This window comes from Micrococcus sp. PSi08 (genome assembly GCF_054960655.1).
Window position 1 is genome coordinate 1 of record NZ_JBHNYP010000010.1, and the last position, 24,085, is coordinate 24,085.

Genomic DNA, 24,085 nt, shown 5'->3' on the forward strand with positions numbered 1-24,085 from the left:
TGTCCGTCCACGGCCGTATGCTGGACGGAATCTGACAGCGACGCCGCCCGCGCGGGGCGGACGTCTCCGCCCGGCCCCCGAGGAGTACCACCATGGCGCGTATCGGAGAGAGCGCTGACCTGCTGAAATGCTCGTTCTGCGGGAAGAGCCAGAAGCAGGTGCGCAAGCTCATCGCCGGCCCGGGTGTCTACATCTGCGACGAGTGCATCGAGCTGTGCAACGAGATCATCGAGGAGGAGCTCGGCGAGGCGGCGGAGGCGGACGAGACCGTCCTGCCCACCCCGCAGGAGATCTTCGACCACCTCGAGAGCTTCGTGATCGGCCAGGAGGCGGCCAAGCGTTCCCTCGCCGTCGCCGTGTACAACCACTACAAGCGCGTGCGTGGGCCGCAGGCGCGGAGCGGTGACCTGGCCGACCGCCTCACCGAGCGGGACGACCTGGCGGACGTCGAGGTCGGCAAGTCGAACATCCTCATGGTCGGCCCCACCGGCTCCGGCAAGACGTATCTCGCGCAGACCCTCGCCCGGCGGCTCAACGTCCCGTTCGCGGTCGCGGACGCCACCAGCCTCACCGAGGCCGGCTATGTGGGCGAGGACGTGGAGAACATCCTCCTCAAGCTCATCCAGGCCGCGGACTACGACGTGAAGAAGGCCGAGCAGGGCATCATCTACATCGACGAGATCGACAAGATCTCGCGGAAGTCCGAGAACCCCTCCATCACCCGGGACGTCTCCGGCGAGGGCGTGCAGCAGGCCCTGCTGAAGATCCTCGAGGGAACGGTGGCGTCGGTGCCGCCGCAGGGCGGACGCAAGCACCCCCACCAGGAGTTTCTGCAGATCGACACGTCCAACGTGCTGTTCATCGTGGCGGGCGCGTTCGCGGGCCTGGACGAGATCATCGGTTCCCGCGCCGGCCGCAAGGGCATCGGGTTCGGCGCGCCCCTGAACCACCTGGGCGCGGGGGACGTCACCTACGCGGACGTGCGGCCGGAGGACCTGTTGAAGTTCGGCCTCATCCCCGAGTTCATCGGCCGCCTGCCCGTGATCACCACCGTCGAGGACCTCACGCACGAACAGCTCGTGCGGGTGCTGACCGAACCGAAGAACGCCCTGCTCAAGCAGTACCAGAAGATGTTCCTCATGGACGGCGTGGAGCTCGAGTTCGAGCAGGACGCCCTGGACGCCGTCGTCGCCCAGGCCGAGGCCCGCGGCACCGGCGCCCGCGGCCTGCGTTCCATCATGGAGAACGTCCTCAAGCCCGTGATGTTCGAGCTGCCCTCCCGCTCGGACGTGGGCACGGTCGTCATCTCCGGGGACGTGGTGCGCGGCGAGGCCGAGCCCACGCTCATCCCGGCCGAGGTGGAACGACGTCGACGCGGCCGGAGCGCCTGACCGCCGTCGCCCAGCAGGACCGACCGGAGCCGAGACGGCTCCCTGACCGCAAGGAGCACAGCATGACCGACACCACGCAGCAGCCCACCGTCGACTTCTATTTCGATGCCACGTGCCCGTTCGCCTGGATCACCTCCCGGTGGATCCTGGAGGTCCAGAAGGTGCGCGACGTGCGGGTGGTCTTCAAGATCATGTCGCTCGCCGTCCTGAACGAGGGCCGCGACCTGGACCCCGGCTACCTGGCCCGCCTCGAGAAGGCCTGGCTGCCGGCCCGCGCCGCCGTGCAGGTGCGCGAGCGGCACGGTGCCGAGGCGCTCGGCCCGTGGTACACCGCGGTCGGCACCCGCATCCACGAGCAGGGCCGCACGGACTACGAGGCCGTGGTGGCCGAGGCCCTCGAGGAGCTCGGCCACGACGCGGACATCCTGGACGCCGCCCGCACCGACGTGGCCGACGAGCAGCTGCGCGCCAGCCAGAAGGAGGCGGAGGACCTCGTGGGCAACGACGTCGGCACGCCCGTCGTGGCGTTCAACGGCACGGCCTTCTTCGGTCCCGTGATGACCCGCATCCCGCGCGGCGAGGAGGCGGGCCGCATCTTCGACGGCGCCGTCGCCCTGGCCGACTTCCCGTACTTCTACGAGATCAAGCGGGCCCGCACCACGGATCCGCAGTTCGACTGAGCCCTCCCGGCTCGCACGAGACCGGCCCCACACCTTCAGCGCGAAGGTGTGGGGACGGCGTCGTCGGGGTGCGGGCCGGCAGTGGTCAGCTGCGCGCCACCCGGCCGGCCGCGCGGATCAGGGGGACCTGCAGGGGCAGCCGCCCGAGGGAGACCAGTTGCGCCGGCCAGGGCCGGCGTCGCCACTGCCAGGCCATCCACGCATTGCCGGGCCACACGCCGAGGAAGAGCGCCTGCGCGGCGCGTCCGCCCGCGCGCCGGGTGCGCGGGACGGCCAGCAGACCCGCCACGGCCAGCTCGGCCACGCCGGAGCCGTGGGTCCACGCGCGGGCCGAGCCGGGCAGGAACGGCGGGATCAGCCCGTCGAAGGATTCGGGTCGGACGAAGTGGAGCACGCCCATGGCGGCGAGGGCGGCGGACATCCGCCGGGCGGAGGCGTCGGAGGCGCGGCGGCCGGCCGGGGCGGGATCGGGTGTGGGTCTCATCCTCTCAGTGTCCACCCCCGCCGCGGTGACCGCACTGCGACATGCGGCAGGAGCACGACCAGGAGGTGCACCACGACACCCCCGGGAGGGCCGCCTCCCGACGAACTCCGATCCGGCGGCGGACTGTCCGACGCGTGCTGTGCCCTACCGGATCCGGGCCACGAACATCCCACGCTGAGGGCAGACTCGGGTTCGCAGCACGAGCGTGACGACGGCCCCGCCGCCCGTGACGGGCGACGGGGCCGTCGTCGTGCCGCGTGCGCTCCCGAGACACCTTCGGGGAACGTGCGGCGGGGATCAGTCGTCCTCGACCGGTGCCAGCTGCACGTCGGAGACGGTCAGGGGCGCGGACTCGCCGGCATCGCCCCGCGTGAGGGACAGGTCCGCGATGTTGCCGGCCGCCTTGAGGTCCGCCAGGCCGCCGCGCAGCTTCTCGAGCCACTCGGCCGGCCCGGTCACCACGGCGGAGCGCACCTGGGTCCGCTGCTTCACCTTGGCCTCGGACTTCGCCTTGCGGACGCCGCCGAGGACCTGCGCCACGGTGGGCAGGACCTCGGCGTCACCGGCGGAGGCGGCGAAGGACAGGGCCGCCACCTCGTCCGCGGCGCCCGGCCACGCGGCGGTGTGCACGGAGCCGGCGCGCCACCAGCTCCACACCTCCTCGGTGGCGAACGGCTGGAACGGGGCCAGCAGACGCAGCAGGGCGTCCAGGGTGGTGGCCAGCGTGGTCACCACCGAGGCCTGCTCGGCCTCGCCGTGGCCACCGTAGGCACGGTCCTTCACGAGCTCCACGTAGTCGTCCGTGAAGGCCCAGAAGAACTGCTCGGTCACGTTGAGGGCACGTGCGTAGTCGTAGGCCTCGAACGCGCGGGTCGCCTGCTCCACGGTGGCCGCGAGGCGCGTCAGCAGGGAGGCGTCCAGCGGGTTGGTGACGGCCGCGGCGTCGTCGGCCGTACGGATGACGGCGTCCTGCGTGGCGCCCAGGTTCAGCACGAACTTGGCGGCGTTGAGCAGCTTGATGGCCAGGCGGCGGCCGATCTTCATCTGCGCCACCTCGTAGGCGGTGTCCGCGCCGAGGCGGGCCGAGGCGGCCCAGTAGCGGACGGCGTCCGAGCCGAACTGGTCCAGGATGTCGGTCGGGACCACCACGTTGCCCTTGGACTTGGACATCTTCTTGCGGTCCGGGTCGAGGATCCAGCCGGAGAGCGCGGTGTCCGTCCACGGCACGGAGCCGTTGAGGGCGTGGGCGCGCACCACGGTGGAGAACAGCCAGGTGCGGATGATGTCGTGGCCCTGCGGGCGCAGATCGAACGGGAAGACGTTGTTGAAGAACGCCTCGTCACGGGACCAGCGGCCCACGATCTGCGGGGTCAGCGAGGAGGTGGCCCAGGTGTCCAGGACGTCCGGGTCGCCGGTGAAGCCGCCGGGGACGTCGCGCTGGTCCTCGGAGTAGCCCGGGGCGGCCTCGGCGGCCGGGTCCACGGGGAGCTGCTCGTCGGCCGGGAGGATCGGGTTCTCATAGTCGGGCTCACCCTCCGCGTCCAGCGGGTACCAGACCGGGATCGGCACCCCGAAGAAGCGCTGGCGGGAGACGAGCCAGTCACCGTTGAGGCCCTCGACCCAGTTCTCGTAGCGGTGGCGCATGTGCTCCGGGTGCCAGGAGAGCTCGCGGCCGCGCTCGATCAGCTCCGCGCGGCGGTCGGCGTCGCGGCCGCCGTTGCGGATGTACCACTGGCGGGAGGTGACGACCTCGAGCGGCTTGTCGCCCTTCTCGTAGAAGTTCACGGCGTGCATGATCTTCTTCGGCTCTCCGTCCAGCAGGCCGGCCGCGGTGAGGGCGTCCACCACACCCTGCTTGGCGGAGAACACGGTCTTGCCGGCCACGGTGTCCGCATAGGCCTGTCGGCCGGCGTCCGTGGTGATCCACTCGGGGGTGTCGGCGGCGAAGCGGCCGTCACGGCCGATCAGGGTGCGGGTCGGCAGCTGCAGCTCGCGCCACCAGGTGACGTCGTTGAGGTCGCCGAAGGTGCAGACCATGGCGATGCCGGAGCCCTTGTCCGGCTTGGCCAGCGGGTGCGGGAAGACCTCGACCTCCACGCCGTACAGCGGGGAGGTGACGGTCGTGCCGAACAGGTGCTGGTAGCGCTCGTCGTCCGGGTGGGCGACCAGGCCGGAGCAGGAGGCCAGCAGCTCGGGGCGGGTGGTCTCGATGAAGACCTGCTCGCCGTCCGCAGCGGTGAAGGCGTAGCGGTGGTAGGCGCCGGGGACCTCGCGGTCCTCGAGCTCGGCCTGGGCCACGGCGGTGCGGAAGGTCACGTCCCACATGGTGGGGGCCTCGGCCAGGTAGGCGTCGCCCGAGGCGATGCCGGCCAGGAAGGCGCGCTGGGAGACGGCGCGGGAGACGTCGTCGATGGTCCGGTAGGTCATGTCCCAGTCGACGGACAGGCCGAGGCGGGTGAAGAGGTCCTCGAAGACCTTCTCGTCCTCGACGGCGAGCTCCTCGCAGAGCTCGATGAAGTTCTTGCGGGAGATCACGTCCCAGTCGCGCTGGTTCTTCGCCGGCTTCTCCGGCGGGCGGTAGCCCTCCACGTACGGCTTGGCGGGGTCGCAGCGGACGCCGTAGTAGTTCTGCACACGGCGCTCGGTGGGCAGGCCGTTGTCGTCCCAGCCCATCGGGTAGAACACGTTCTTGCCGTTCATGCGCTGGTACCGGGCGAGCACGTCGGTCTGCGTGTAGGAGAAGACGTGGCCCACATGCAGGGAGCCGGAGGCGGTCGGCGGGGGAGTGTCGATCGAGTAGACCTGCTCGCGGGTGGTCTGCGTGTCGAACGCGTACGTGCGCTCGTCGGCCCAGCGGGCGGTCAGCTTCTCCTCGAGGCCCTCGAGGGCCGGCTTGTCCGGCACGGCCACGGCGCCGGCGGCGGGGGTGGACGGGGTCGATGCGTCGATGGGCGTGTCTGTGCCCTGCGTGTTCTCAGCCATGCCCGCCATCCTCCCATGACCGGGGCGGCGGGCCGGGCCTGCGACGACGCCCGGGACGTCCCGCCCTTTCAGCCGCTCGACCTGGCGGAGGTGATCCGGGCGGTGCTCCGAACGGCACGGCTCGGCTACGGTCGGAGGCGTGAGCCACACCCATGAACCTGCGAAGAACCCCGCCCGCGCCGCCGTCGTGACGGGGGCCACGAGCGGCATCGGCCGCGCCACGGCCCTCGAGCTCGCCCGCCGCGGCTGGCGCGTGTACGCCGTCGGCCGCCGGGCCGAGCGCCTCGAGACCCTCGCTGCCGACGCCCGGGCCGAGGGCGTGAGCGGCGACGTCGTCCCCGCCGCCCTGGACGTCACGGACGAGGCCGCCGTCGCCGCGCTGGCCTCGCGCGTCGAGGCCGACGGCGGCGCCGACACCCTCGTCAACATCGCCGGCGGCGCGCTCGGCACGGACGCGGTGGGCGTGGGCGACCGCGCCGACTGGGAGTGGATGTACCGCGTCAACGTGCTCGGCACCCTGACGATGTGCCAGGCGTTCCTGCCCATGCTCCGCGCCCACGGCGAGGGCACCGTGCTCAACCTGACCTCGACCGCCGCCGTCACCGCCTACGAGGGCGGCGCCGGCTACAACGCCGCGAAGATGGGCCAGCACGGGCTCACCGGCGCGCTGCGCCTGGAGGAGGCCGAGCACAACGTGCGGGTGATCGAGGTGCTCCCGGGCATGGTCCACACCGAGGAGTTCTCCCGCAACCGCCTGGGCGGCGACCAGTCCGCCGCGGACGCCGTGTATGCGGGCGTGGAGAAGCCGCTCACCGCCGAGGACGTCGCCGAGGTGTGCGTCCACGCCGTCGAGCTGCCCCACCACGTGAACCTGGATCAGATCGTGATGCGGCCGGTCGCCCAGGCCGCCCAGCACAAGGTGATCCGCCGGTGAGCGGCGGGCCGCAGAACGTGTGGGCCGACGCGGTGGGCTCGGCATGAGCGCGCCCGTGCTGCACGTGATCGCCTGCGCCCACGGCACGCACGACGCGGCCGGCCGCGTCGTGATCGACGGCCTCCGTGCCGACCTGGCGGCCCTCCTGGACGCCGAGGGGCCGGGCGCCCAGGTCCACGAGGCCTACGTGGACGTGCAGAGCCCCTCCCTTGACGAGGTCGTGGCGGACCTGCCCCCGGGGGAGTCGGCCGTGATCGTGCCGCTGCTGCTGTCCCTGGGCCATCACGTCCACCACGACATCCACCACGCCGCGGCCGCCCGGCCCGACACGATCGCCGCCGCACCGCTGGCCGGGGTCGGGGACGACGTCGAGCCGCGCCTGGTGACCGTTCTGGCCGAACGGGTGGCCCAGGCGGTGCCGGCCGGTGAGGCCGCGACATCGGACATCATCCTGGCGGCGGCCGGCACTCGCGCCGCGGACGGCCAGGCCCAGGTGCACGCCCTGGCCGGGGCCCTGGCCCGGGCCACGGGACTGCCCGTGACCGCGGCGTTCGGGGCGGCGGCCACCCCCCGGGTGCCCGACGCCGTCTCCCGGGTGCGCGCCGCCGGCCGTCGCGCCGTGGTGGCCGCCCACCTGCTGGCCCCCGGGTACTTCCACGACCGACTCGGCGAGGCCGGCGCGGACGCGGTCACCGACCCCCTGCTGCCGCATCCGCTGGTGGCGCGGATCGCCCTGGACCGGCTGCGGTCCGCCCTCGCTGAGGCCCCGAGGGGAGCCGCCGGAGGCCGCTGAGCCGTTCGTCACACGACCGGGGCCGGGCCGGGCACCGACCGCGGCCCGGCCCCGGGAACGTGACGAACCGCGTCGACGATCTTGGGGGCTGGCATGCCGGGTTCCTAGCGTGGCGGCCATGACCCAGGTGAACGAGACGTCGAGGCCGGCGCGCACTCCGCGCCGTCCCTCCGCCAAGCCGCACGGCCAGTGGAAGGTGGACGGGACCGCCCCCCTGAACCACAACGAGGAGTTCAAGCAGCAGGACGACGGCCTGAACGTCCGCGAGCGCATCGAGCAGGTCTACGCCCACGAGGGCTTCGACTCGATCCCCTCGGACGACCTGCACGGCCGCTTCCGCTGGTGGGGCCTGTACACCCAGCGCCGGCAGGGGATCGACGGCGGCAAGACCGCCACCCTGGAGCCCCACGAACTCGAGGACCGCTACTTCATGCTGCGCGTGCGCATCGACGGCGGTGACCTCACCACCGAGCAGCTGCGCGTGATCGGCGGGATCTCCACCGACTTCGGCCGTGACACCGCGGACATCACCGACCGGCAGAACGTCCAGCTGCACTGGATCCGCGTCGAGGACGTCCCCGAGATCTGGCGGCGCCTGGAGTCCGTGGGCCTGTCCACCACCGAGGCCTGCGGCGACGTGCCGCGCGTGATCCTCGGCTCACCGGTGGCCGGGATCGCCGCGGACGAGATCATCGACCCCACGCCCGTGATCCGGGAGATCGCGGACCGCTGGATCGGCGACCTCGAGGTCTCCAACCTGCCCCGCAAGTTCAAGACCGCCATCACCGGCCATCCCTCCCAGGACGTGGTCCACGAGATCAACGACGTCTCCCTGATCGGCGTGGTGCACCCCGAGCTGGGCCCCGGCTACGACCTGTGGGTCGGTGGCGGCCTGTCCACGAAGGCCCGCCTGGCCGACCGGATCGGTGCGTTCGTCTCGGCCGAGCGCGCCCCCGAGGTGTGGCACGCCGTCGTGAGCATCTTCCGCGACTACGGCTACCGGCGCCTGCGCAACAAGGCCCGCATGAAGTACCTGCTCGAGGACTGGGGGCCGGCGAGGTTCCGCACCGTGCTGGAGGAGGAGTACCTCGGCTACGCCCTGCCCGACGGCCCCGCCCCGGCCCCGCCCACCCGCCCCGGCGACCACGTGGGGGTCCACGAGCAGAAGGGCGGCCGCTTCTACATCGGTGCCGCCCCCGTCGTCGGCCGCTCCAGCGGCACCACCCTCACCGCCCTCGCGGACCTGCTCGAGGCCCACGGCTCCACGCGGCTGCGGACCACCCCCCACCAGAAGATCGTGGTGCTGGACGTGGAGCGGGACCGGGTGGACGCCGTCGTGGCCGGCTTGAAGGAGCTGGGACTGGACCCGGAGCCGTCCGTGTTCCGCCGCTCCACCATCGCCTGCACGGGCCTGGAGTTCTGCAAGCTCGCCATCGTGGACACGAAGGACACCGCCACCGCCGCGATCGCCCAGCTGGAGGAGCGCCTGGCCGACCTCGCCGACCGCCTCCCCGAGCGGCTGAGCCTGCATGTGAACGGCTGCCCCAACTCCTGCGCCCGCATCCAGACCGCGGACATCGGTCTGAAGGGGCAGCTGCTCCCGGACGACGACGGCGGCCAGACGCCCGGCTTCCAGGTGCACCTGGGCGGCGGGCTGGCCTCCGTGGACCGCGCCGAGGCCGGCCTCGGACGCAGCGTCCGCGGCCTGAAGGTCCGCGCGGACGGGCTGGTCGACTACGTCGAGCGCCTCGTCCGCCGGTACGACGAGCAGCGCGAGCCGGGCGAGACCTTCGCCCGGTGGGCGCACCGAGTCGACGAGGAGGCCCTCCGATGAGCACCGTTCCCCCCACCCGTCCGACCGAGGACCTCGAGCGCCTGCAGGCACTCGCGGAGTCCGGCGCCGCCGAGCTCGGCTGGGACGCCCCCGCCGCGGCGGTGGTCGACTGGGCCGCCCGCCATGTGGACCTCCGCCGGGCCGCCGTCGCCTGCTCCATGGCCGACGCCGTCCTGCCGCACCTGGTGGCGCAGCGGATGCCCGGCGTGGACGTCCTCTTCCTGGAGACCGGCTATCACTTCACCGAGACCCTCGCGACGCGCGACGAGGTGGCCCGCCGCCTCGACGTCACCGTGGTGGACGTGCTCCCGGAGCTGACCGTGGCCGAGCAGGACGAGCGCCACGGCAAGGACCTGTTCGCCCGTGACCCGGGGCTGTGCTGCGCGATGCGCAAGGTCGAGCCCCTCAACCGGGCGCTGGCCGGATACGACCTGTGGTTCACCGGCGTCCGCCGGGACGAGGCGCCGACGCGCACGAACACCCCGCTGGTGGGCTGGGACGAGGCCCACGGCATGGTCAAGGTCAACCCCGTCGCCCCGTGGAGCTTCGACGACCTGGTCGGCTACGCCACGGACCACGACGTGCCCGTGAACCTGCTCCTGCAGAACGGCTACCCGTCGATCGGCTGCCGTCCCTGCACCCGCCCCGTCGCCCCCGGGGAGGACCCCCGAGCCGGGCGCTGGGCCGGGACCGCGAAGACCGAGTGCGGCATCCACGTCTGAGCGCCGCACCCGAGACAGACCAAGGAGACACGATGACCCTCACCCATGCCCCCGACCCGGGGACCGTGAGCCCCGCCGGGCCCGACGTCCAGGACGCCCTGGAGGCCGAGGCGATCCACATCATCCGCGAGGTGGTGGCCGAGTTCGAGCGCCCCGCCATGCTCTTCTCGGGCGGCAAGGACTCGGTGGTGATGCTCCACCTGGCCGCGAAGGCCTTCTGGCCGGGCAGGATCCCCTTCCCGGTGGTCCACGTGGACACCGGCCACAACTTCCCCGAGGTCCTCGAGTTCCGCGACCGCACGGTGGAGCGGCTCGGCCTGCGGCTCGTGGTGGGCTCCGTGCAGGAGTACATCGACCGCGGCGAGCTGCGTGAGCGCGCCGACGGCACCCGCAACACCCTGCAGACCACCCCCCTGCTGGACACGATCCGGACCAACCGGTTCGACGCCGTCTTCGGGGGAGGCCGCCGTGACGAGGACAAGGCGCGGTCCAAGGAGCGGATCATCAGCCTGCGCGACGCGTTCGGGCAGTGGGACCCGCGCAACCAGCGCCCCGAGCTGTGGAACCTCTACAACGGCCGTCACACCCCCGGCCAGCACGTCCGCGCGTTCCCCATCAGCAACTGGACCGAACTGGACGTGTGGCGGTACATCGCCCGCGAGGGCATCGAGCTGCCCCCCATCTACTACGCGCACGAGCGGGAGGTCTTCCGCCGCGACGGCATGTGGCGCGCCGTGGGGGAGCACTCCCGCCCGACCGAGGGCGAGGAGGTCACCACGCGGACGGTGCGCTACCGCACGGTGGGCGACATGTCCTGCACCGGCGCCGTCCTCTCGGACGCCGCCACCGTCGAGGACGTCGTGCTCGAGGTCGCCGCCTCCACCCTGACCGAACGCGGGGCCACCCGCGCCGACGACCGCATCTCCGAGGCGGCCATGGAAGATCGCAAGAAGGACGGGTACTTCTGATGAGCACCGCACTGCTGGACCGGCACGCCCCCGCCGGGACCCTGTTCCGCCTGGCCACGGCCGGCTCGGTCGACGACGGCAAGTCCACCCTCGTGGGCCGCCTCCTGCACGACTCCAAGGCCGTCCTGGCCGACCAGCTCGAGGCCGTGGCCCGCACCTCCGCCGAGCGCGGCTTCGGCGGCGCCGAGGGCGGGCTGGACCTGGCGCTGCTGACCGACGGCCTGCGCGCCGAGCGGGAGCAGGGGATCACGATCGACGTCGCGTACCGGTACTTCGCCACGGACCGGCGCACCTTCGTGCTGGCCGACTGCCCCGGGCACGTGCAGTACACCCGCAACACCGTCACGGGCGCCTCGACGGCCGACGCCGTCGTGCTGCTCGTGGACGCCCGCAAGGGCGTGGTGGAGCAGACCCGACGCCACCTCAGCGTGGTGGCCCTGCTGCGGGTGCCGCACGTGATCGTCGCCGTCAACAAGATCGATCTCGTGGACTACGCCGAGGAGGTCTTCACCGCGATCGCCGAGGACGTCCGGCGCGTGGCCCGGGAGCTCGGCCTCTCCGACGCGGTGAGCGTCCCGGTGTCCGCCCTCCAGGGCGACAACGTGGTCACCCGCTCCGAGCGGACGGACTGGTACACCGGCCCCACGCTCATGGAGCTGCTCGAGTCCCTGCCCGGGGCGGACGCCGAGGACGACGCCGCCGCCTCCTTCCGCTTCCCGGTGCAGCTCGTGGTGCGCCCCCAGGGCGCCCTGGCCCCCGGCCTCGACCCCGAGGTGTTCCGCGACTACCGCGGCTACGCCGGGCAGGTCGTGGCGGGCACCGTCCGGCCCGGGGACGCCGTCGCCGTCCTCAGCCCGGGGCAGCCGGCGCGCACCACGACCGTGGTGGGCGTGGACGCCGCCGGGGAATCCCTTGAGGAGGCCTCCTCCCCACAGTCGGTGGTCCTGCGCCTGGCCGACGAGGTGGACGTGGCCCGCGGGGACACGATCGCCGCCGCGGACACCGCCCCGCGCCCCACCACGGAGGTGGCCGCCGCGCTGTGTTGGCTCTCCGCCGCACCGCTGCGCGTCGGGCAGCAGGTCCTCGTCAAGCACGGCACCGCCGTCGTCCGGGCGCTCGTCCAGGAGGTGGCCGGTCGGCTCGACCTCGACACCCTGCGGCTCGACCCGGCCGAGACCCTCGGGCTCAACGACATCGGACAGGTGCGCCTGCACCTGGCCGCGCCGCTGCCCGTGGAGCCCTACGCCGTGCATCGGCGCACCGGGGCGTTCCTCGTGATCGACCCCCAGGACGGGGCCACGCTCGCCGCCGGCATGGTGCGCGGCGGCGACGAGGCCTGATCCGGATGACGACGGGGCGACGGGAGCGGTCATGACAGTGGTGATGGAGGACGTGGGCAAGAGCTTCGGCGGGCCCACGCCCGTGCTGGAGGACGTCTCCGTGCGGATCGAGCCGGGCGAGTTCGTCTGCCTGCTCGGCGCGTCCGGATGCGGCAAGTCCACCCTGCTGAACATCATCGCCCGGCTCGAGGCGCCCACCGCGGGCGTCGTCAAGACCCCCCGGGAGGGGGCCGCGTTCATGTTCCAGGACGCCGCCCTCTTCCCGTGGCTCACCGCCCGCGGCAACATCGAGCTCGCCCTCCGCTTCGCCGGTGTGGCCGCGGGGGAGCGTCGGGAGCGTGCCGGGGAGCTGCTGCGCCTCGTCCACCTGGACGACGCCGCCGACCTGCGACCCCACCAGCTCTCCGGCGGCATGCGCCAGCGCGTCGCCCTGGCCCGGGCCCTCGCCCAGGACCGCCCCCTGCTGCTCATGGACGAGCCGTTCGCGGCCTTGGACGCGATCACCCGCGACCTGCTGCATGGGGAGCTCGAGCGCGTGTGGCGGCAGACCGGCCGGACGGTCGTGTTCGTCACCCACAACGTGGCCGAGGCCGTCCGCCTCGGCCAGCGGGTGCTGCTGCTGTCCTCACGTCCGGGTCGCGTCGTCGCCGAATGGGACGTGCCCGCAGCCGCCCGCCACGACGCGCCCGCCGCGGCCGCCCTCACGGCCGCCATCACCGCCCGACTCGGTCAGGAGATCCGTCGCCATGCGCACTGACACCCCCACCCTCGACGCCCCCGGCCGCGCGCCGGGGGCCGCCACCGACGACGAGCTGCGCGAGCTCGACAGCGGCCTCGACGCGCTCCAGGCCGTCGACTCGACCCGTCGGACGGGTCTGGCCGGGTGGGACTGGAGCCGGGTCCTGCTCCCGGTGGCCGCCGTCGTCCTGCTCGTGGCGATCTGGCAGGCCTTCGCGTGGCTGGCCGGTGCGCGCGGCGAGCCGATCACCGGTCCCGGCGACGTCCTCGGGGCCTTCGGGACGCTGTGGGCCCAGGGTCTCGTCCAGCAGGCAGTGGCGACGTCGGTGGGCCGCGCCGTCGTCGGCTTCGCACTCGCCGTGGTCGTCGGCGTCGGGCTGGGCCTGCTGCTCGGACAGGTCAGCGTCCTGCGGCGGGCGTTCGGCCCGCTGCTCACGGCCCTGATGGTGCTGCCCAACGTGGCCTGGGTGCCGCTCGCGGTGCTGTGGTTCGGCCTCAGCGACGCCACCGCGTACTTCGTGATGCTCACCGGCGCCGTCCCCGCCGTGGTCGCCGGCCTCACCACCGGCACGGACCAGGTGCCGCCGCAGCTGCGTCGCGCGGCCCGGGTGCTGGGCGCCTCGCGTCTCGAGACCGCCCTGCTGGTGGTCCTCCCGGCCGCCCTGCCCGCCTTCGTCTCCGGCCTGCGCCAGGGCTGGGCCTTCGCGTGGCGAGGCCTCATGGCCGCCGAGATCATCGCCGTCGGCGGGCCCATGGGCGTGGGACTCGGGACCCTGCTCCACGAGGGACGTGCCGCGTCCGACCTCGCCGTCGTCCTCTGCGCCGTCCTGACCATCCTGGCCGTCGGCGTCCTCTTCGAACTGGCCGCATTCGGCCCCGTCGAGCGGCGCATGCTGCGCCGCCGCGGGCTGCTGGAAGGGAGCACGCGATGACCGCGTCCGATCTGTACCCCACCTCCCTGCGTCTGCTCGGCCGGCCCGTCCTGATCGTGGGCGGCGGGCGCGTGGCCGGCCGCCGCGTGGGTTCCCTCCTCGACGCCGGCGCGCTCGTCACCGTGGTGGCCCCGAAGCCGGGGGAGGAGGTGGAGCGGCTCGCGGCGGCCGGCCTGCTCACCCTGCATCGCCGCCCCTACCGCCCGTCCGACCTCGACGGGGTCTGGTTCGCCCAGACCGCCACCGGCGACCGGGCCGTGGACGGGGCCGTGGCCTCCGACGCCGAGGCCCGCCGCGTCTGGTGCGTCGACGCCTCCGATGCCGAGTCCTCCGCCGCCTGGACGCCCGCCGTCGTCCGGGCCGGGGACGTGACCGTGGCCGTCAACGCCGGGGGAGACCCTCGCCGCGCCCGCGCCCTGAAGGACGCGATCACCCTCGCCCTGTCCACGGGGCGGCTGCCGCTGCGCCGGCGGCGCGCGTCCTCCGAGCCCGGCCGCGTGGCCCTCGTCGGCGGCGGCCCCGGCGACTCCGGGCTCATCACCGTGCGCGGCCGACAGCTGCTCGCGGAGGCCGACGTGGTGGTCGCCGACCGGCTGGGCCCGCGCGCCCTCCTGGCCGAGCTGGACCCGGCGGTGCCCGTGATCGAGGTCGGCAAGGCCCCCGGGAACCACCTGGCCACGCAGGACGAGATCAACGCCGTCCTGGTCCGGGAGGCCCGGGCCGGCCGCCTCGTCGTCCGGCTCAAGGGCGGCGACCCGTACGTGCTCGGCCGCGGCGGCGAGGAGGCAGCGCACTGTCGCGCCCACGGCGTCGACGTCGAGGTGGTGCCCGGTGTCACGAGCGCCGTCTCGGTGCCCGCCGCCGCGGGGATCCCGGTCACCCATCGCGGCGTCGCCACCGGCTTCACGCTGGTGACCGGCCACGAAGAGCTGTCCGAAGTGCCCACCCGGGCCGACCACACGCTCGTCCTGCTGATGGGCGTGCGCCGGCTCGCGGACACCGCGCGCCGACTGACGGAGCGCGGCCTCGACGGCGCGACGCCCGTGGCGATCATCGAGCGCGGCTGGATGCCGGACCAGCGGGTCACCGTGGGCACGGTGGAGACCATCGCCGCGCAGGCGGCCGCCGTCGGTGTGGAGAACCCCGCCGTGATCGTCGTAGGCGACGTCGTGCGCCTGAGCCCCTACGCCACCGGCGCGCCTGCGGCCGGCATCCCTGCCCCGATCTTGACCCTGAACCCGACCTCCGAAGGAGCACGAGCATGACCCTGACCCCCTCGTCCTCGAGGCCTGACCGCCCGTTGCGCATCGCCATCATCGGTGCCGGACCCGCCGGGGTGTACACGGCGGACATCCTGACCAAGGAGGAACGGGACTTCCGCGTCAGCATCGACCTGTTCGACCGGTACCCGGCCCCGTTCGGCCTCATCCGCTACGGGGTGGCCCCGGACCACCCGCGCATCAAGGGCATCGTCACCGCCCTGCACAAGGTCATGGACCGCGGGGACATCCGTTTCCTCGGGAACGTGGACTACGGCACGGACCTGAGCCTGGCGGACCTGCGTCGGCACTACGACGCGATCGTGTTCTCCACCGGGGCTGTGCGCGACGCGGCCCTGGACGTGCCCGGCGTCGAGCTGGCCGGCTCATTCGGTGGCGCGGACTTCGCCGCCTGGTACGACGGGCACCCGGACGTGCCGCGGCACTGGCCGTTGGAGGCCACGCAGGTCGCGGTGATCGGCAACGGGAACGTGGCCCTGGATGTGGCCCGGATCCTGTCCAAGCATGCCGAGGACCTGCTGCCCACCGAGATCCCGGACAACGTGTACCGGGACCTGGCCGCGTCCCCGGTCACGGACGTGCACGTGTTCGGCCGGCGCGGACCCGCGCAGGTGAAGTTCACCCCGTTGGAGCTGCGGGAGCTGGCGCATTCCCGGGATGTGGACATCGTGTTGTACGAGGAGGACTTCGACTTCGATGAGGCCTCGGAGAAGGCGATCGAGGAGAACAACCAGGTCCGCACCATGGTCGGGACGCTGACGAACTGGCTCATGGAGCAGGAGGATCGTCAGCAGAGCGCCTCGCGCCGGCTGCACCTGCATTTCCTGCAGGCTCCGGAGGAGTTCCTGGACGAGGACGGGGACGGCCGGGTGGACGGTCTGCGGATGCGCCGCATGGAGCTCGACGGCTCCGGTGGGGTCCGCCCGACCGACGAGACCGTGGACTACCCGGTGCAGGCGGTCTACCGGGCCGTGGGGTACTTCGGGTCCCCGGTGGAGGGGGTGGAGTTCGATGAGGTGCGTGGGGTGATCCCGAATGCGGAAGGCCGGGTGCTGGACGCGGACGGTGCCCCGGTGCCGGGCCTGTATGCCTCGGGGTGGATCAAGCGGGGCCCGGTGGGGTTGATCGGGCACACCAAGGGTGACTCTCTGGAGACGATCAAGCATCTGATCGAGGACGAGCCGGGGCTGTGGAGGGCTCAGGAGCCCTCGGAGGAGTCGGTGATCGAGCTGCTCGAGTCCCGTGAGGTGCCGTACACGACGTGGGCTGGGTGGCATGCTCTGGATGAGCATGAGAAGTCCCTGGGTGCGCAGGCGACGCAGACCGGTCCGGTGGCGCGGGAGCGGGTGAAGGTCGTGGACCGGGAGGAGATGACCCGCATCTCCCGGGAGAGCGTCCTCCTCGGCGCCGGAGGCTGAGCCCTCCCGTCGGGTGGATTCGCGGCCGGGCGCGGCCCACCCCTCGCCCGCGCCGCGGCCCGCTCCCTACCGTGGTGCCCATGACCACCTTCGCCGCAGCCGAACGCGCCCGCCTCGCTGACCTCCTGCTTGAGAAGGGCCCCGACGCGCCCACCCTGTGCGGCGGCTGGAGCACCCGCGACCTCGCCGCCCACCTCTGGCTGCGGGAGCGCCGGCCCGACGCCTTCGCCGCCCTGTTCATCCCGCCGCTGTCCCGCCACCTCGACCGCCTGACCGCGGAGACCAAGCGCCGCGACTACGCCGAGGTCGTGCGGGAGTGGGCCGCGGGCCCGTCGGCGCTGAACCCCATGCGGGCGGCGGACAGGCACGTGAACGCGGCCGAGCACTTCATCCACCTCGAGGACGTCCGGCGCGGCGAGTCGTCGGCCGGCGGCTCGCTGCCCGCCCCGCGCTCGTTCTCCCCGGACGAGGAGGACGCCCTCTACCGCTCGCTGCGCCGCATGGCCCCGCTGTTCCTGCGTAAGTCCGCGGCGCCGGTGGTCCTCCAGGGCCCGGGTCGCGCCCCGGTCACCGTCACCCGTGGGGCCGTGGCGCTGCGGGCGCCCGTCACGGTGACCGGCGAGGTCGGGGAGCTCCTCCTCTGGGCCTCGGGCCGGGACGCCGTCCACGTGGAGCTCGACGGCGACGCGTCGGCGGCCGTGCGCACCGCCCTCTGATGCGCTCCGGCCCGCGGCCACGGGCCGGCGCATCGTCCACTACACTGGCGGGCACAGGCGTCGACCCGGCCATCACCGGCGAGCCTCCGGAAGAACGGGCCGCACGGCCCCAGTAGAACCGGACGGGTAAGCCCGTCACAGCAGTCATCAAGCGGCCGGCACCCCGGGGACCTCCCGACGCCGGCAAGCAAGGTGGTACCGCGTCCGCGGCCGGCCGGAGGGTCGGGCCCTCGGGCGTCCTTGCACGGAACCGACGCCCCGGACGCAAAGGACCCCCGTGTACCCCCTCGCCTCCTCCGCCCCTGACGGCCGCACCCCCGCCTCCCCGCGCTTCCCGGAGATCGAGCGCCGCATCCTGGCGTACTGGGACGAGGACGGCACCTTCCAGGCCTCGATCGACCAGCGTCCCGCCTTCAACGAGGACGGCTCGCAGAACGAGTTCGTCTTCTACGACGGCCCGCCCTTCGCCAACGGCCTGCCGCACTACGGCCACCTGCTCACCGGGTACGTCAAGGACCTCGTGGCCCGCTACCAGACGCAGCAGGGCCGCCGCGTGGAGCGCCGCTTCGGCTGGGACACCCACGGCCTGCCCGCCGAGCTCGAGGCGATGAAGCAGCTGGGCATGACGGACAAGTCCGAGATCGAGGCCATGGGCATCGACAAGTTCAACGACGCCTGCCGCTCCTCGGTCCTGAAGTACACGGACCAGTGGCAGGACTACGTGACCCGCCAGGCCCGCTGGGTCGACTTCGAGAACGACTACAAGACCCTCACCCCGGACTTCATGGAGTCCGTGATCTGGGCCTTCTCCGAGCTGCACCGCAAGGGCCTGACCTACCGCGGCTTCCGCGTCCTGCCCTACTGCTGGAACGACGAGACCCCGCTGTCCAACCACGAGCTGCGCATGGACGACGACGTCTACAAGATGCGCCAGGACCCCTCGGTCACCGTCACGTTCCCGATCACCGGCCTCCCGGCGGACCCCGCCCTCGTGCCCGACGGCGGCGCCGACGCGGCGCTCGCCGCGCACCTGGCCGGCGTCCACGTCCTGGCCTGGACCACCACGCCCTGGACGCTGCCGACCAACGCGGCCCTCGCCGTCGGCCCCCAGATCCAGTACGCCGTGGTGCCGGCCGGCCCCGAGGGCGCGACCGCGGACGGGGACCGCTTCCTCCTGGCCGTGGACCTGGTGGGCGCCCACGCCAGGGAGCTCGGCTACGCCGATGCCGACGCCGCCCGCGCCGCGGTCACCGAGACGATCCCCGGCGCCCGCCTCGGCGGCCTGGCCTACGCGCCGCTGTTCACGGACGTGTTCGACGCCCACCGCGGGGAGACCTTCACCGTCAACGGCCGTGACCTCGGCGTCGAGGGCGCCCACCGCATCCTCGTGGACGACTACGTCTCCACCGAGGACGGCACCGGCGTGGTCCACCAGGCGCCGGCCTACGGTGAGGACGATCAGCGCGTGTGCGAGGCCAACGGCATCCCCGTGCTGCTCTCCGTGGACTCCGGTGCCCGGTTCCTGCCGCTGTTCGCCCGCGAGGACGTCGGGCGCGGCGACCTGCGCGAGATCGCCGGCGTGCAGGTCTTCGAGGCCAACCGCACGATCATCCGCGCCCTGCGCGCCCTGGGCCGCGTGGCCCGCGAAGCCTCCTACGAGCACTCCTACCCGCACTGCTGGCGGTGCCGCACGCCCCTGATCTACCGCGCGGTGACGTCCTGGTACGTCAAGGTCACCCAGATCAAGGAGCGCATGCTCGAGCTGAACGAGGAGATCACCTGGATCCCCGGCAACGTGAAGCACGGGCAGTTCGGCACGTGGGTCGCCAACGCGCGCGACTGGTCCATCTCCCGCAACCGGTACTGGGGCTCGCCCATCCCGGTGTGGGAGTCCGACCACCCCGACTTCCCCCGCCAGGAGGTCTACGGCTCGCTCGCGGAGATCGAGGAGGCCTTCGGCCGCCTGCCGCGCAACGCCCAGGGCGAGGTGGACCTGCACCGCCCGTGGGTGGACGACCTCACCCGCCCCCACCCGGACCCCGAGGCCGCCGCGGCCGGTGCGGTCATGCGCCGGGTCGAGGACGTGCTGGACGTCTGGTTCGACTCCGGCTCCATGCCGTACGCCCAGGTGCACTACCCGTTCGAGCGCGCGGACTGGTTCCCCACGCACAACCCGGCGGACTTCATCGTGGAGTACATCGGCCAGACGCGCGGCTGGTTCTACACCATGCACATCCTGGCGACCGCCCTGTTCGACCGGCCGGCCTTCTCCCACGTGATCTCGCACGGCATCGTGCTCGGCTCGGACGGACAGAAGATGTCCAAGTCGCTGCGCAACTACCCAGACGTCACGGAGGTCCTGGACCGCGACGGCGCGGACGCCATGCGCTGGTTCCTCATGGCCAGCCCCATCCTGCGCGGCGGCAACCTGATCGTCACCGAGGACGGCATCCGCGAGGGCGTCCGCCAGGTGCTGCTGCCGGCGTGGAACGCCTACCACTTCTTCACCCTGTACGCGAACACCGCGCACGACGGCGGCGCCCGCCCCGAGGGGTACCGCGCGCAGGAGCGGCACACCGCCGAGGACCCCCTGGACCAGTACATCCTGGCCGCCACGGGCCGCATGCTGCGGGAGGTCAAGGCCGGCCTGGACGCCTACGAGGTCTCGGACGCCACGGACGCGCTGCGCGGCTTCATGGACACCCTGACCAACTGGTACATCCGCCGGTCCCGTGAGCGGTTCTTCGACGAGGACACCGTCGCCTTCGACGTCCTCTACACCGTCCTGGAGGCCTTCACCCGGGCCGCCGCACCACTGATGCCGCTGATCGCCGAGGAGATCTGGCGCGGCCTCACCGGCGGCCGCTCGGTCCACCTGACCGACTACCCGGACGCCGACCTGTTCCCCCACGGGCCCGAGGCGGACTCCCTCGTGGCCCGCATGGATGCCGTGCGCCGCATCAGCTCGGCCGGCTCGGCCCTGCGCAAGGGGGCCGGGCGCCGGGTGCGCCTGCCACTGCCCCGCCTGTCCGTCGTCGTCCCGGACGCGGCGGGCCTCGAGGGCACCTACGCCCGCATCGTGGCGGACGAGCTGAACCTCAAGGACGTCGAGCTCACCGAGCTCTCGGAGGAGGCGATCGCCCGCTACGGCATCGGCACGGAGCTGAAGCTGAACTTCCGCGAGCTCGGCAAGGCGTTCGGCAGGCAGGTGCCGCTCGTGAAGCAGGCGGTCGACGCCGGCGCCTACGAGGAGACGGCCGAGGGCCTGGCGGTCACGCTCGCCGACGGCGAGACCGTGACCCTGGCCCCCGCGCTCTACGAGCTGCGCACCGTCTCCACCGGTGCCCCCGAGGGGACCACGGTGGGCGTGCTGCCCGGCACCGCCGGCTTCCTCGTCCTGGACACGCAGGTCACCGCGGAGCTGGCCGCCGAGGGCACCGCCCGGGACGTGGTCCGCGCCGTCCAGGCGGCCCGCAAGGACGCCGGCCTGGACGTCTCCGACCGCGTGCGCACGCGGATCGAGGGCCCCACCGCCGTGGTGGCGGCGCTCGAGGCCCACCGCGGCCTCGTGGCGGAGGAGACCCTCACGGTGGACCTGGAGCTCGTGGACTCCGGCGCGGCCGACCCGCGCAAGGACCCGGCCGACGACGCCATGAAGACCGTGGCCGTCACCGTCGCGAAGGCGGACGCGTGATGCGCGGGGACGTCCCGGGCACGGTCGAGGAGGTCTACCGGGACCTGCTCGCCCGCGCTCCGGAGAACAAGATGCAGCCGCGGCTCGAGCCGATGCGGCGCGTGCTCGCGCTGCTCGGCGACCCGCAGCACGCGGCCCCGGTGATCCACCTGACCGGCACCAACGGCAAGACGTCCACGGCGCGGATGGTCGAGGCCGTCCTGCGCGCCTACGGGCTGCGCACCGGGCGCTACACCTCGCCGCACCTGCAGCGCGTCACGGAGCGGATCAGCATCGACGGCGCCCCCGTCGCCGACGAGACCTTCGTGCGCGTGTGGGGGGAGATCCTCCCGATCGTGCAGACCGTGGACGCGGAGCTCGAGGCGGCGGGCGAGGTCCCGCTGACGTACTTCGAGGCGGTCACCACGCTGGGCTTCGCGGTGTTCGCGGACGAGCCCGTCGAGGTCGTCGTCCTCGAGGTGGGCCTCGGGGGCGTGACGGACGCGACCAACGTCGCGGACGCCGTCGTCTCCGTGGTCACCCCCATCTCCCTGGACCACACGGACCTGCTGGGGGAGACCGAGGCCGAGATCGCCGAGGAGAAGGCCGGCATCATCAAGCCCGGCGGCGCCCTCGTCTCCGCCGCCCAGGAGCGCGACGCCGCCCAGGTGCTGCTCGAGGCGGCCCGAGCGGCCGACGTGCCGTTCCGCTTCGAGGGCGTCGAGTTCGGCGTGCTCGAGCGCTCCCTGGCCGTGGGCGGCCAGCAGGTGTCCGTGCGTGGCCTCGCGGCCGAGTACCGGGACCTGTTCCTGCCGCTGCTCGGGGAGCACCAGGCGCAGAACCTCGCGGTGGCCGTGGCGGCCCTGGAGATGTTCCTGGGCGGCGGCGAGCGACCGCTGGACGAGGAGCTGCTGCGCGAGGGGCTGTCCCAGGTCACCTCGCCCGGCCGGCTCGAGGTGCTGCGCACCGCCCCCACGCTCATCGTGGACGCCGCCCACAACCCGGACGGCGTGCGGGCCACGGCCCGCGCGGTGCAGGAGGCGTTCGGCTTCACCCGCCTCTCGCTGGTCGTCGGGATCCTCCAGGAGAAGGACGCGCCGGGCATGCTCGCGGCGCTCTACCGGGCGTTCGGCGACGACGTGGAGGACCTCGCGGTGACGCAGTCCTCCTCGGCCCGCGCCATCCCGGCCGGGGAGCTGGCCCGCATGGCCGTCGACGCCGGCTGGCCCGAGGATGACGTGTACGCCACCGAGTCCGTGCCGGACGCCCTGGAGTGGGCGGTCGGCCGCGCGGAGGCCCTGGAGACGAGCGCGGACGAACTGGCCTCCGGCACCGGCGGCGGCGTGCTCGTGCTCGGCTCGATCACCCTGGCCGCGGAGGTCCGCACCCTCGTGGGCGAGCCCCGCCACGCCGGCCCCGTCACCGTGGCCGCCCGCGGCCTCGACCCCGCCGACCTGCTCGACGCCGTCGGGCTGGCGGACGCCGACGAGGACGACCTGGACCCGGAGATCCTCGAGCTGCTCGAGGACCGCGACGACGCCGGCGCCCGCCGCCGGCCGGAGGAGGACCGATGACCCCCGACCAGCCGGAGACCGGAGGCGCCACGGAGCAGGGGCGCTTCGGCGACGAGTCCTGGCGCCCCGCGCGTGAGACGCGAGCCCAGCGGCAGTGGCGCCCCGGCACTCGTCGGCGCCGCCGCTCCGTGCGCGCCCTGTTCACCTCCACGATCCTCATGCTCGAGGCGGTGCTCATCTTCTTCCTCGGGCTCATGCTGTTCGGCATGCACCGGGACGAGCCGGGCGCCTGGTGGTTCGTGGCGGGCTACTCCGCGCTGGCCGTCGTCGCGGTGCTGACCTGCGCCCTGGTGCGCAAGCCCGTCGGCATCGCGATCGGCTGGGCGATCCAGGCCGTCCTGCTGGCCTCCGGCTTCTGGGAGTACTCGATGTTCGTGGTGGGGGCCCTCTTCGCGCTGACGTGGGCGTACGCCGTGATCAAGGGCGGTGCCATGGACGTCGAGAACGCCCACCGGGACCGCCTCGAGGCCGCCTGGGAGGCCGAGCACGGACGCTGAGACCCGGGCCCCACTAGGTGTTGTGGGTCATGAGGTTCTTGACATGGGCACCGGGCTGAGATGAGACGAGCGGGCCTCTCCCGCAGGATGGAAGTTCCTACACCACCGACCTGCCCGAAAAGACCCACTCATGACTCACGCTAACGCACCCCTGACCCCCACCGGCCGACTCAGGATGGTCCACCGCCACCTGCACGACGGGATCCCACAGGCGCACGTGGCCGCCGAGTTCCGGGTGAGCCGGCCCACGGTGGCCACCTGGGTCGCCCGCTACCGCGCCCAGGGAGAAGCCGGCCTTCAGGACCTGCCCAGCCGGCCGCACCGTTCACCTGCCCAGCTCGATCCGGTCCTGGTCGCCCAGATCCACGCCCTGCGGCGGGAGCGCAAGTGGTCCGCACGGCGCATCCATCACCACCTCGTCTCTGAAGGCCACCAGCTGTGCCTCCGAACGGTGGGGAGGTGGCTGCACCGGCTGGGCATCTCCCGGTTGCCAGACCTCGCGCCCACGGGTGAGGACCTGCGCCAACGACCCCAGAAGATCACCGCGAGAGGGCCGGGGCACATGGTGCACCTGGACGTGAAGAAGATCGGGCGCATCCCCGAGGGGGGCGGCTGGCGTGCTCACGGCCGGGACTCCGAGAACGCGCGAGCAGCCAAGCGCGGGCCTGGCCGACGGGTCGGGTACACCTACCTGCACTCGGCGATAGACGGGTTCACCCGGCTGGCCTACACCGAAGCGTTGGAGGACGAGCGGGCGGCCACGACCGTGAGCTTCTACTGCCGGGCGAGGGCGTTCTTCGCCGCCCACGGCATCCGGATCGACAGGGTGATCACGGACAACGGCAACAACTACCGGGCCGCGGACTTCACCGCGAAGGTGGTCTCGCTCGGAGGCCGGCACCACCGGATCCGACCCTACACCCCGCGTCACAACGGGAAGGTGGAGCGGTACAACCGGCTGATGGTGGACGAGGTCCTCTACGCCCGCCCCTACACCTCAGAGCAAGCTCGGCGTGAGGCCCTGGCGGTGTGGGTGAACCACTACAACTACCATCGGCCTCATACCTCCTGCGGAGACGCTCTGTCGCGCGTCAGACTTAGTGGCAGGGCCGTTATGTAGGTCCTGAAG

19 protein-coding genes are annotated in these 24,085 nt (G+C 72.8%); 17 read left to right on the forward strand and 2 right to left on the reverse strand.

Translation table 11 applies throughout. The annotated features are described in order from the left end of the window. Positions 1-92 precede the first annotated feature (92 nt). Positions 93-1,391: an ATP-dependent Clp protease ATP-binding subunit ClpX gene (gene clpX, locus ACFI33_RS04695; RefSeq protein ID WP_060775624.1), complete on the forward strand. Its 1,299-nt coding sequence runs from the start codon at positions 93-95 to the stop codon at positions 1,389-1,391. Positions 1,392-1,453: 62 nt separating this feature from the next. Continuing rightward, entirely contained in the window at positions 1,454-2,071 is a 618-nt protein-coding gene (locus tag ACFI33_RS04700; protein WP_044659096.1) for a mycothiol-dependent nitroreductase Rv2466c family protein, read from the forward strand. 85 nt (positions 2,072-2,156) lie between these two features. Here ACFI33_RS04700 and ACFI33_RS04705 read toward each other — a convergent pair whose 3' ends face one another. Continuing rightward, the gene (locus ACFI33_RS04705) at positions 2,157-2,492 is read right to left on the reverse strand and encodes a DoxX family protein (RefSeq protein WP_363931751.1); all 336 of its coding nucleotides are present in this window, start codon (positions 2,490-2,492) and stop codon (positions 2,157-2,159) included. A gap of 360 nt (positions 2,493-2,852) precedes the next feature. Beyond that, positions 2,853-5,537, reverse strand: a complete 2,685-nt coding sequence (gene valS, locus ACFI33_RS04710) for a valine--tRNA ligase (protein WP_462623778.1) — start codon at positions 5,535-5,537, stop codon at positions 2,853-2,855. 139 nt (positions 5,538-5,676) lie between these two features. Between valS and ACFI33_RS04715 the strand changes: the two genes are divergently transcribed. The 15 genes from ACFI33_RS04715 to ACFI33_RS04785 all read left to right on the forward strand — a co-directional run bounded on the left by ACFI33_RS04715 (position 5,677) and on the right by ACFI33_RS04785 (position 24,076). Further along, positions 5,677-6,471 carry an SDR family oxidoreductase gene (locus ACFI33_RS04715; RefSeq protein ID WP_044659094.1) on the forward strand — a complete coding sequence of 265 codons (795 nt, stop codon included), beginning with the start codon at positions 5,677-5,679 and terminating at the stop codon, positions 6,469-6,471. Positions 6,472-6,514: 43 nt separating this feature from the next. Then, positions 6,515-7,264: a sirohydrochlorin chelatase gene (locus ACFI33_RS04720; RefSeq protein ID WP_036338855.1), complete on the forward strand. Its 750-nt coding sequence runs from the start codon at positions 6,515-6,517 to the stop codon at positions 7,262-7,264. 118 nt (positions 7,265-7,382) lie between these two features. Then, complete coding sequence (locus tag ACFI33_RS04725) at positions 7,383-9,098, forward strand: nitrite/sulfite reductase (RefSeq protein WP_462623779.1); 1,716 nt, start codon at positions 7,383-7,385, stop codon at positions 9,096-9,098. After that, positions 9,095-9,820 carry a phosphoadenylyl-sulfate reductase gene (locus ACFI33_RS04730; RefSeq protein WP_041104785.1) on the forward strand — a complete coding sequence of 242 codons (726 nt, stop codon included), beginning with the start codon at positions 9,095-9,097 and terminating at the stop codon, positions 9,818-9,820. Before ACFI33_RS04725 ends, ACFI33_RS04730 begins: the two co-directional genes overlap by 4 nt. A 32-nt stretch (positions 9,821-9,852) precedes the next feature. Continuing rightward, entirely contained in the window at positions 9,853-10,788 is a 936-nt protein-coding gene (gene cysD / locus ACFI33_RS04735; protein WP_070709669.1) for a sulfate adenylyltransferase subunit CysD, read from the forward strand. Then, positions 10,788-12,128 (forward strand): sulfate adenylyltransferase subunit 1, encoded by a 1,341-nt coding sequence (locus tag ACFI33_RS04740; protein WP_462623780.1) that lies wholly within the window; start codon positions 10,788-10,790, stop codon positions 12,126-12,128. The genes cysD and ACFI33_RS04740 overlap by 1 nt, the downstream gene beginning before the upstream one ends. A gap of 31 nt (positions 12,129-12,159) precedes the next feature. Continuing rightward, positions 12,160-12,885 carry an ABC transporter ATP-binding protein gene (locus tag ACFI33_RS04745; protein ID WP_010078844.1) on the forward strand — a complete coding sequence of 242 codons (726 nt, stop codon included), beginning with the start codon at positions 12,160-12,162 and terminating at the stop codon, positions 12,883-12,885. Continuing rightward, positions 12,875-13,798 carry an ABC transporter permease gene (locus ACFI33_RS04750; protein ID WP_070709663.1) on the forward strand — a complete coding sequence of 308 codons (924 nt, stop codon included), beginning with the start codon at positions 12,875-12,877 and terminating at the stop codon, positions 13,796-13,798. The genes ACFI33_RS04745 and ACFI33_RS04750 overlap by 11 nt, the downstream gene beginning before the upstream one ends. Then, positions 13,795-15,063 carry a uroporphyrinogen-III C-methyltransferase gene (cobA, locus tag ACFI33_RS04755; protein WP_049146130.1) on the forward strand — a complete coding sequence of 423 codons (1,269 nt, stop codon included), beginning with the start codon at positions 13,795-13,797 and terminating at the stop codon, positions 15,061-15,063. The genes ACFI33_RS04750 and cobA overlap by 4 nt, the downstream gene beginning before the upstream one ends. After that, complete coding sequence (locus tag ACFI33_RS04760) at positions 15,060-16,496, forward strand: FAD-dependent oxidoreductase (RefSeq protein WP_100058508.1); 1,437 nt, start codon at positions 15,060-15,062, stop codon at positions 16,494-16,496. Before cobA ends, ACFI33_RS04760 begins: the two co-directional genes overlap by 4 nt. A gap of 80 nt (positions 16,497-16,576) precedes the next feature. Then, positions 16,577-17,212: a TIGR03085 family metal-binding protein gene (locus ACFI33_RS04765; protein WP_041104913.1), complete on the forward strand. Its 636-nt coding sequence runs from the start codon at positions 16,577-16,579 to the stop codon at positions 17,210-17,212. 277 nt (positions 17,213-17,489) lie between these two features. Next, the gene (ileS, locus tag ACFI33_RS04770) at positions 17,490-20,906 is read left to right on the forward strand and encodes an isoleucine--tRNA ligase (protein WP_462623781.1); all 3,417 of its coding nucleotides are present in this window, start codon (positions 17,490-17,492) and stop codon (positions 20,904-20,906) included. Further along, positions 20,906-22,459, forward strand: coding sequence for a bifunctional folylpolyglutamate synthase/dihydrofolate synthase (locus ACFI33_RS04775; protein ID WP_044659085.1), 1,554 nt, complete (start codon positions 20,906-20,908; stop codon positions 22,457-22,459). Before ileS ends, ACFI33_RS04775 begins: the two co-directional genes overlap by 1 nt. Further along, positions 22,456-22,956: a DUF4233 domain-containing protein gene (locus ACFI33_RS04780; RefSeq protein WP_036316917.1), complete on the forward strand. Its 501-nt coding sequence runs from the start codon at positions 22,456-22,458 to the stop codon at positions 22,954-22,956. Before ACFI33_RS04775 ends, ACFI33_RS04780 begins: the two co-directional genes overlap by 4 nt. 130 nt (positions 22,957-23,086) lie before the next feature. After that, positions 23,087-24,076: an IS481 family transposase gene (locus ACFI33_RS04785; RefSeq protein WP_152743813.1), complete on the forward strand. Its 990-nt coding sequence runs from the start codon at positions 23,087-23,089 to the stop codon at positions 24,074-24,076. The last annotated feature ends 9 nt before the right edge of the window (positions 24,077-24,085 follow it).

Coding starts and splice junctions, on each gene's coding strand:
- ACFI33_RS04720 (WP_036338855.1), top strand. CDS start 6,515: ATGAGCGCGCCCGTGCTGCACGTGATCGCCTGCGCCCACGGCACGCAC.
- ACFI33_RS04730 (WP_041104785.1), top strand. CDS start 9,095: ATGAGCACCGTTCCCCCCACCCGTCCGACCGAGGACCTCGAGCGCCTG.
- ACFI33_RS04705 (WP_363931751.1), bottom strand. CDS start 2,492: ATGTCCGCCGCCCTCGCCGCCATGGGCGTGCTCCACTTCGTCCGACCC.
- ACFI33_RS04750 (WP_070709663.1), top strand. CDS start 12,875: ATGCGCACTGACACCCCCACCCTCGACGCCCCCGGCCGCGCGCCGGGG.
- ACFI33_RS04765 (WP_041104913.1), top strand. CDS start 16,577: ATGACCACCTTCGCCGCAGCCGAACGCGCCCGCCTCGCTGACCTCCTG.
- ACFI33_RS04700 (WP_044659096.1), top strand. CDS start 1,454: ATGACCGACACCACGCAGCAGCCCACCGTCGACTTCTATTTCGATGCC.
- ACFI33_RS04745 (WP_010078844.1), top strand. CDS start 12,160: ATGACAGTGGTGATGGAGGACGTGGGCAAGAGCTTCGGCGGGCCCACG.
- ACFI33_RS04760 (WP_100058508.1), top strand. CDS start 15,060: ATGACCCTGACCCCCTCGTCCTCGAGGCCTGACCGCCCGTTGCGCATC.
- cobA (WP_049146130.1), top strand. CDS start 13,795: ATGACCGCGTCCGATCTGTACCCCACCTCCCTGCGTCTGCTCGGCCGG.
- ACFI33_RS04780 (WP_036316917.1), top strand. CDS start 22,456: ATGACCCCCGACCAGCCGGAGACCGGAGGCGCCACGGAGCAGGGGCGC.
- valS (WP_462623778.1), bottom strand. CDS start 5,537: ATGGCTGAGAACACGCAGGGCACAGACACGCCCATCGACGCATCGACC.
- ACFI33_RS04725 (WP_462623779.1), top strand. CDS start 7,383: ATGACCCAGGTGAACGAGACGTCGAGGCCGGCGCGCACTCCGCGCCGT.
- clpX (WP_060775624.1), top strand. CDS start 93: ATGGCGCGTATCGGAGAGAGCGCTGACCTGCTGAAATGCTCGTTCTGC.
- ACFI33_RS04740 (WP_462623780.1), top strand. CDS start 10,788: ATGAGCACCGCACTGCTGGACCGGCACGCCCCCGCCGGGACCCTGTTC.
- cysD (WP_070709669.1), top strand. CDS start 9,853: ATGACCCTCACCCATGCCCCCGACCCGGGGACCGTGAGCCCCGCCGGG.
- ACFI33_RS04775 (WP_044659085.1), top strand. CDS start 20,906: ATGCGCGGGGACGTCCCGGGCACGGTCGAGGAGGTCTACCGGGACCTG.
- ACFI33_RS04785 (WP_152743813.1), top strand. CDS start 23,087: ATGACTCACGCTAACGCACCCCTGACCCCCACCGGCCGACTCAGGATG.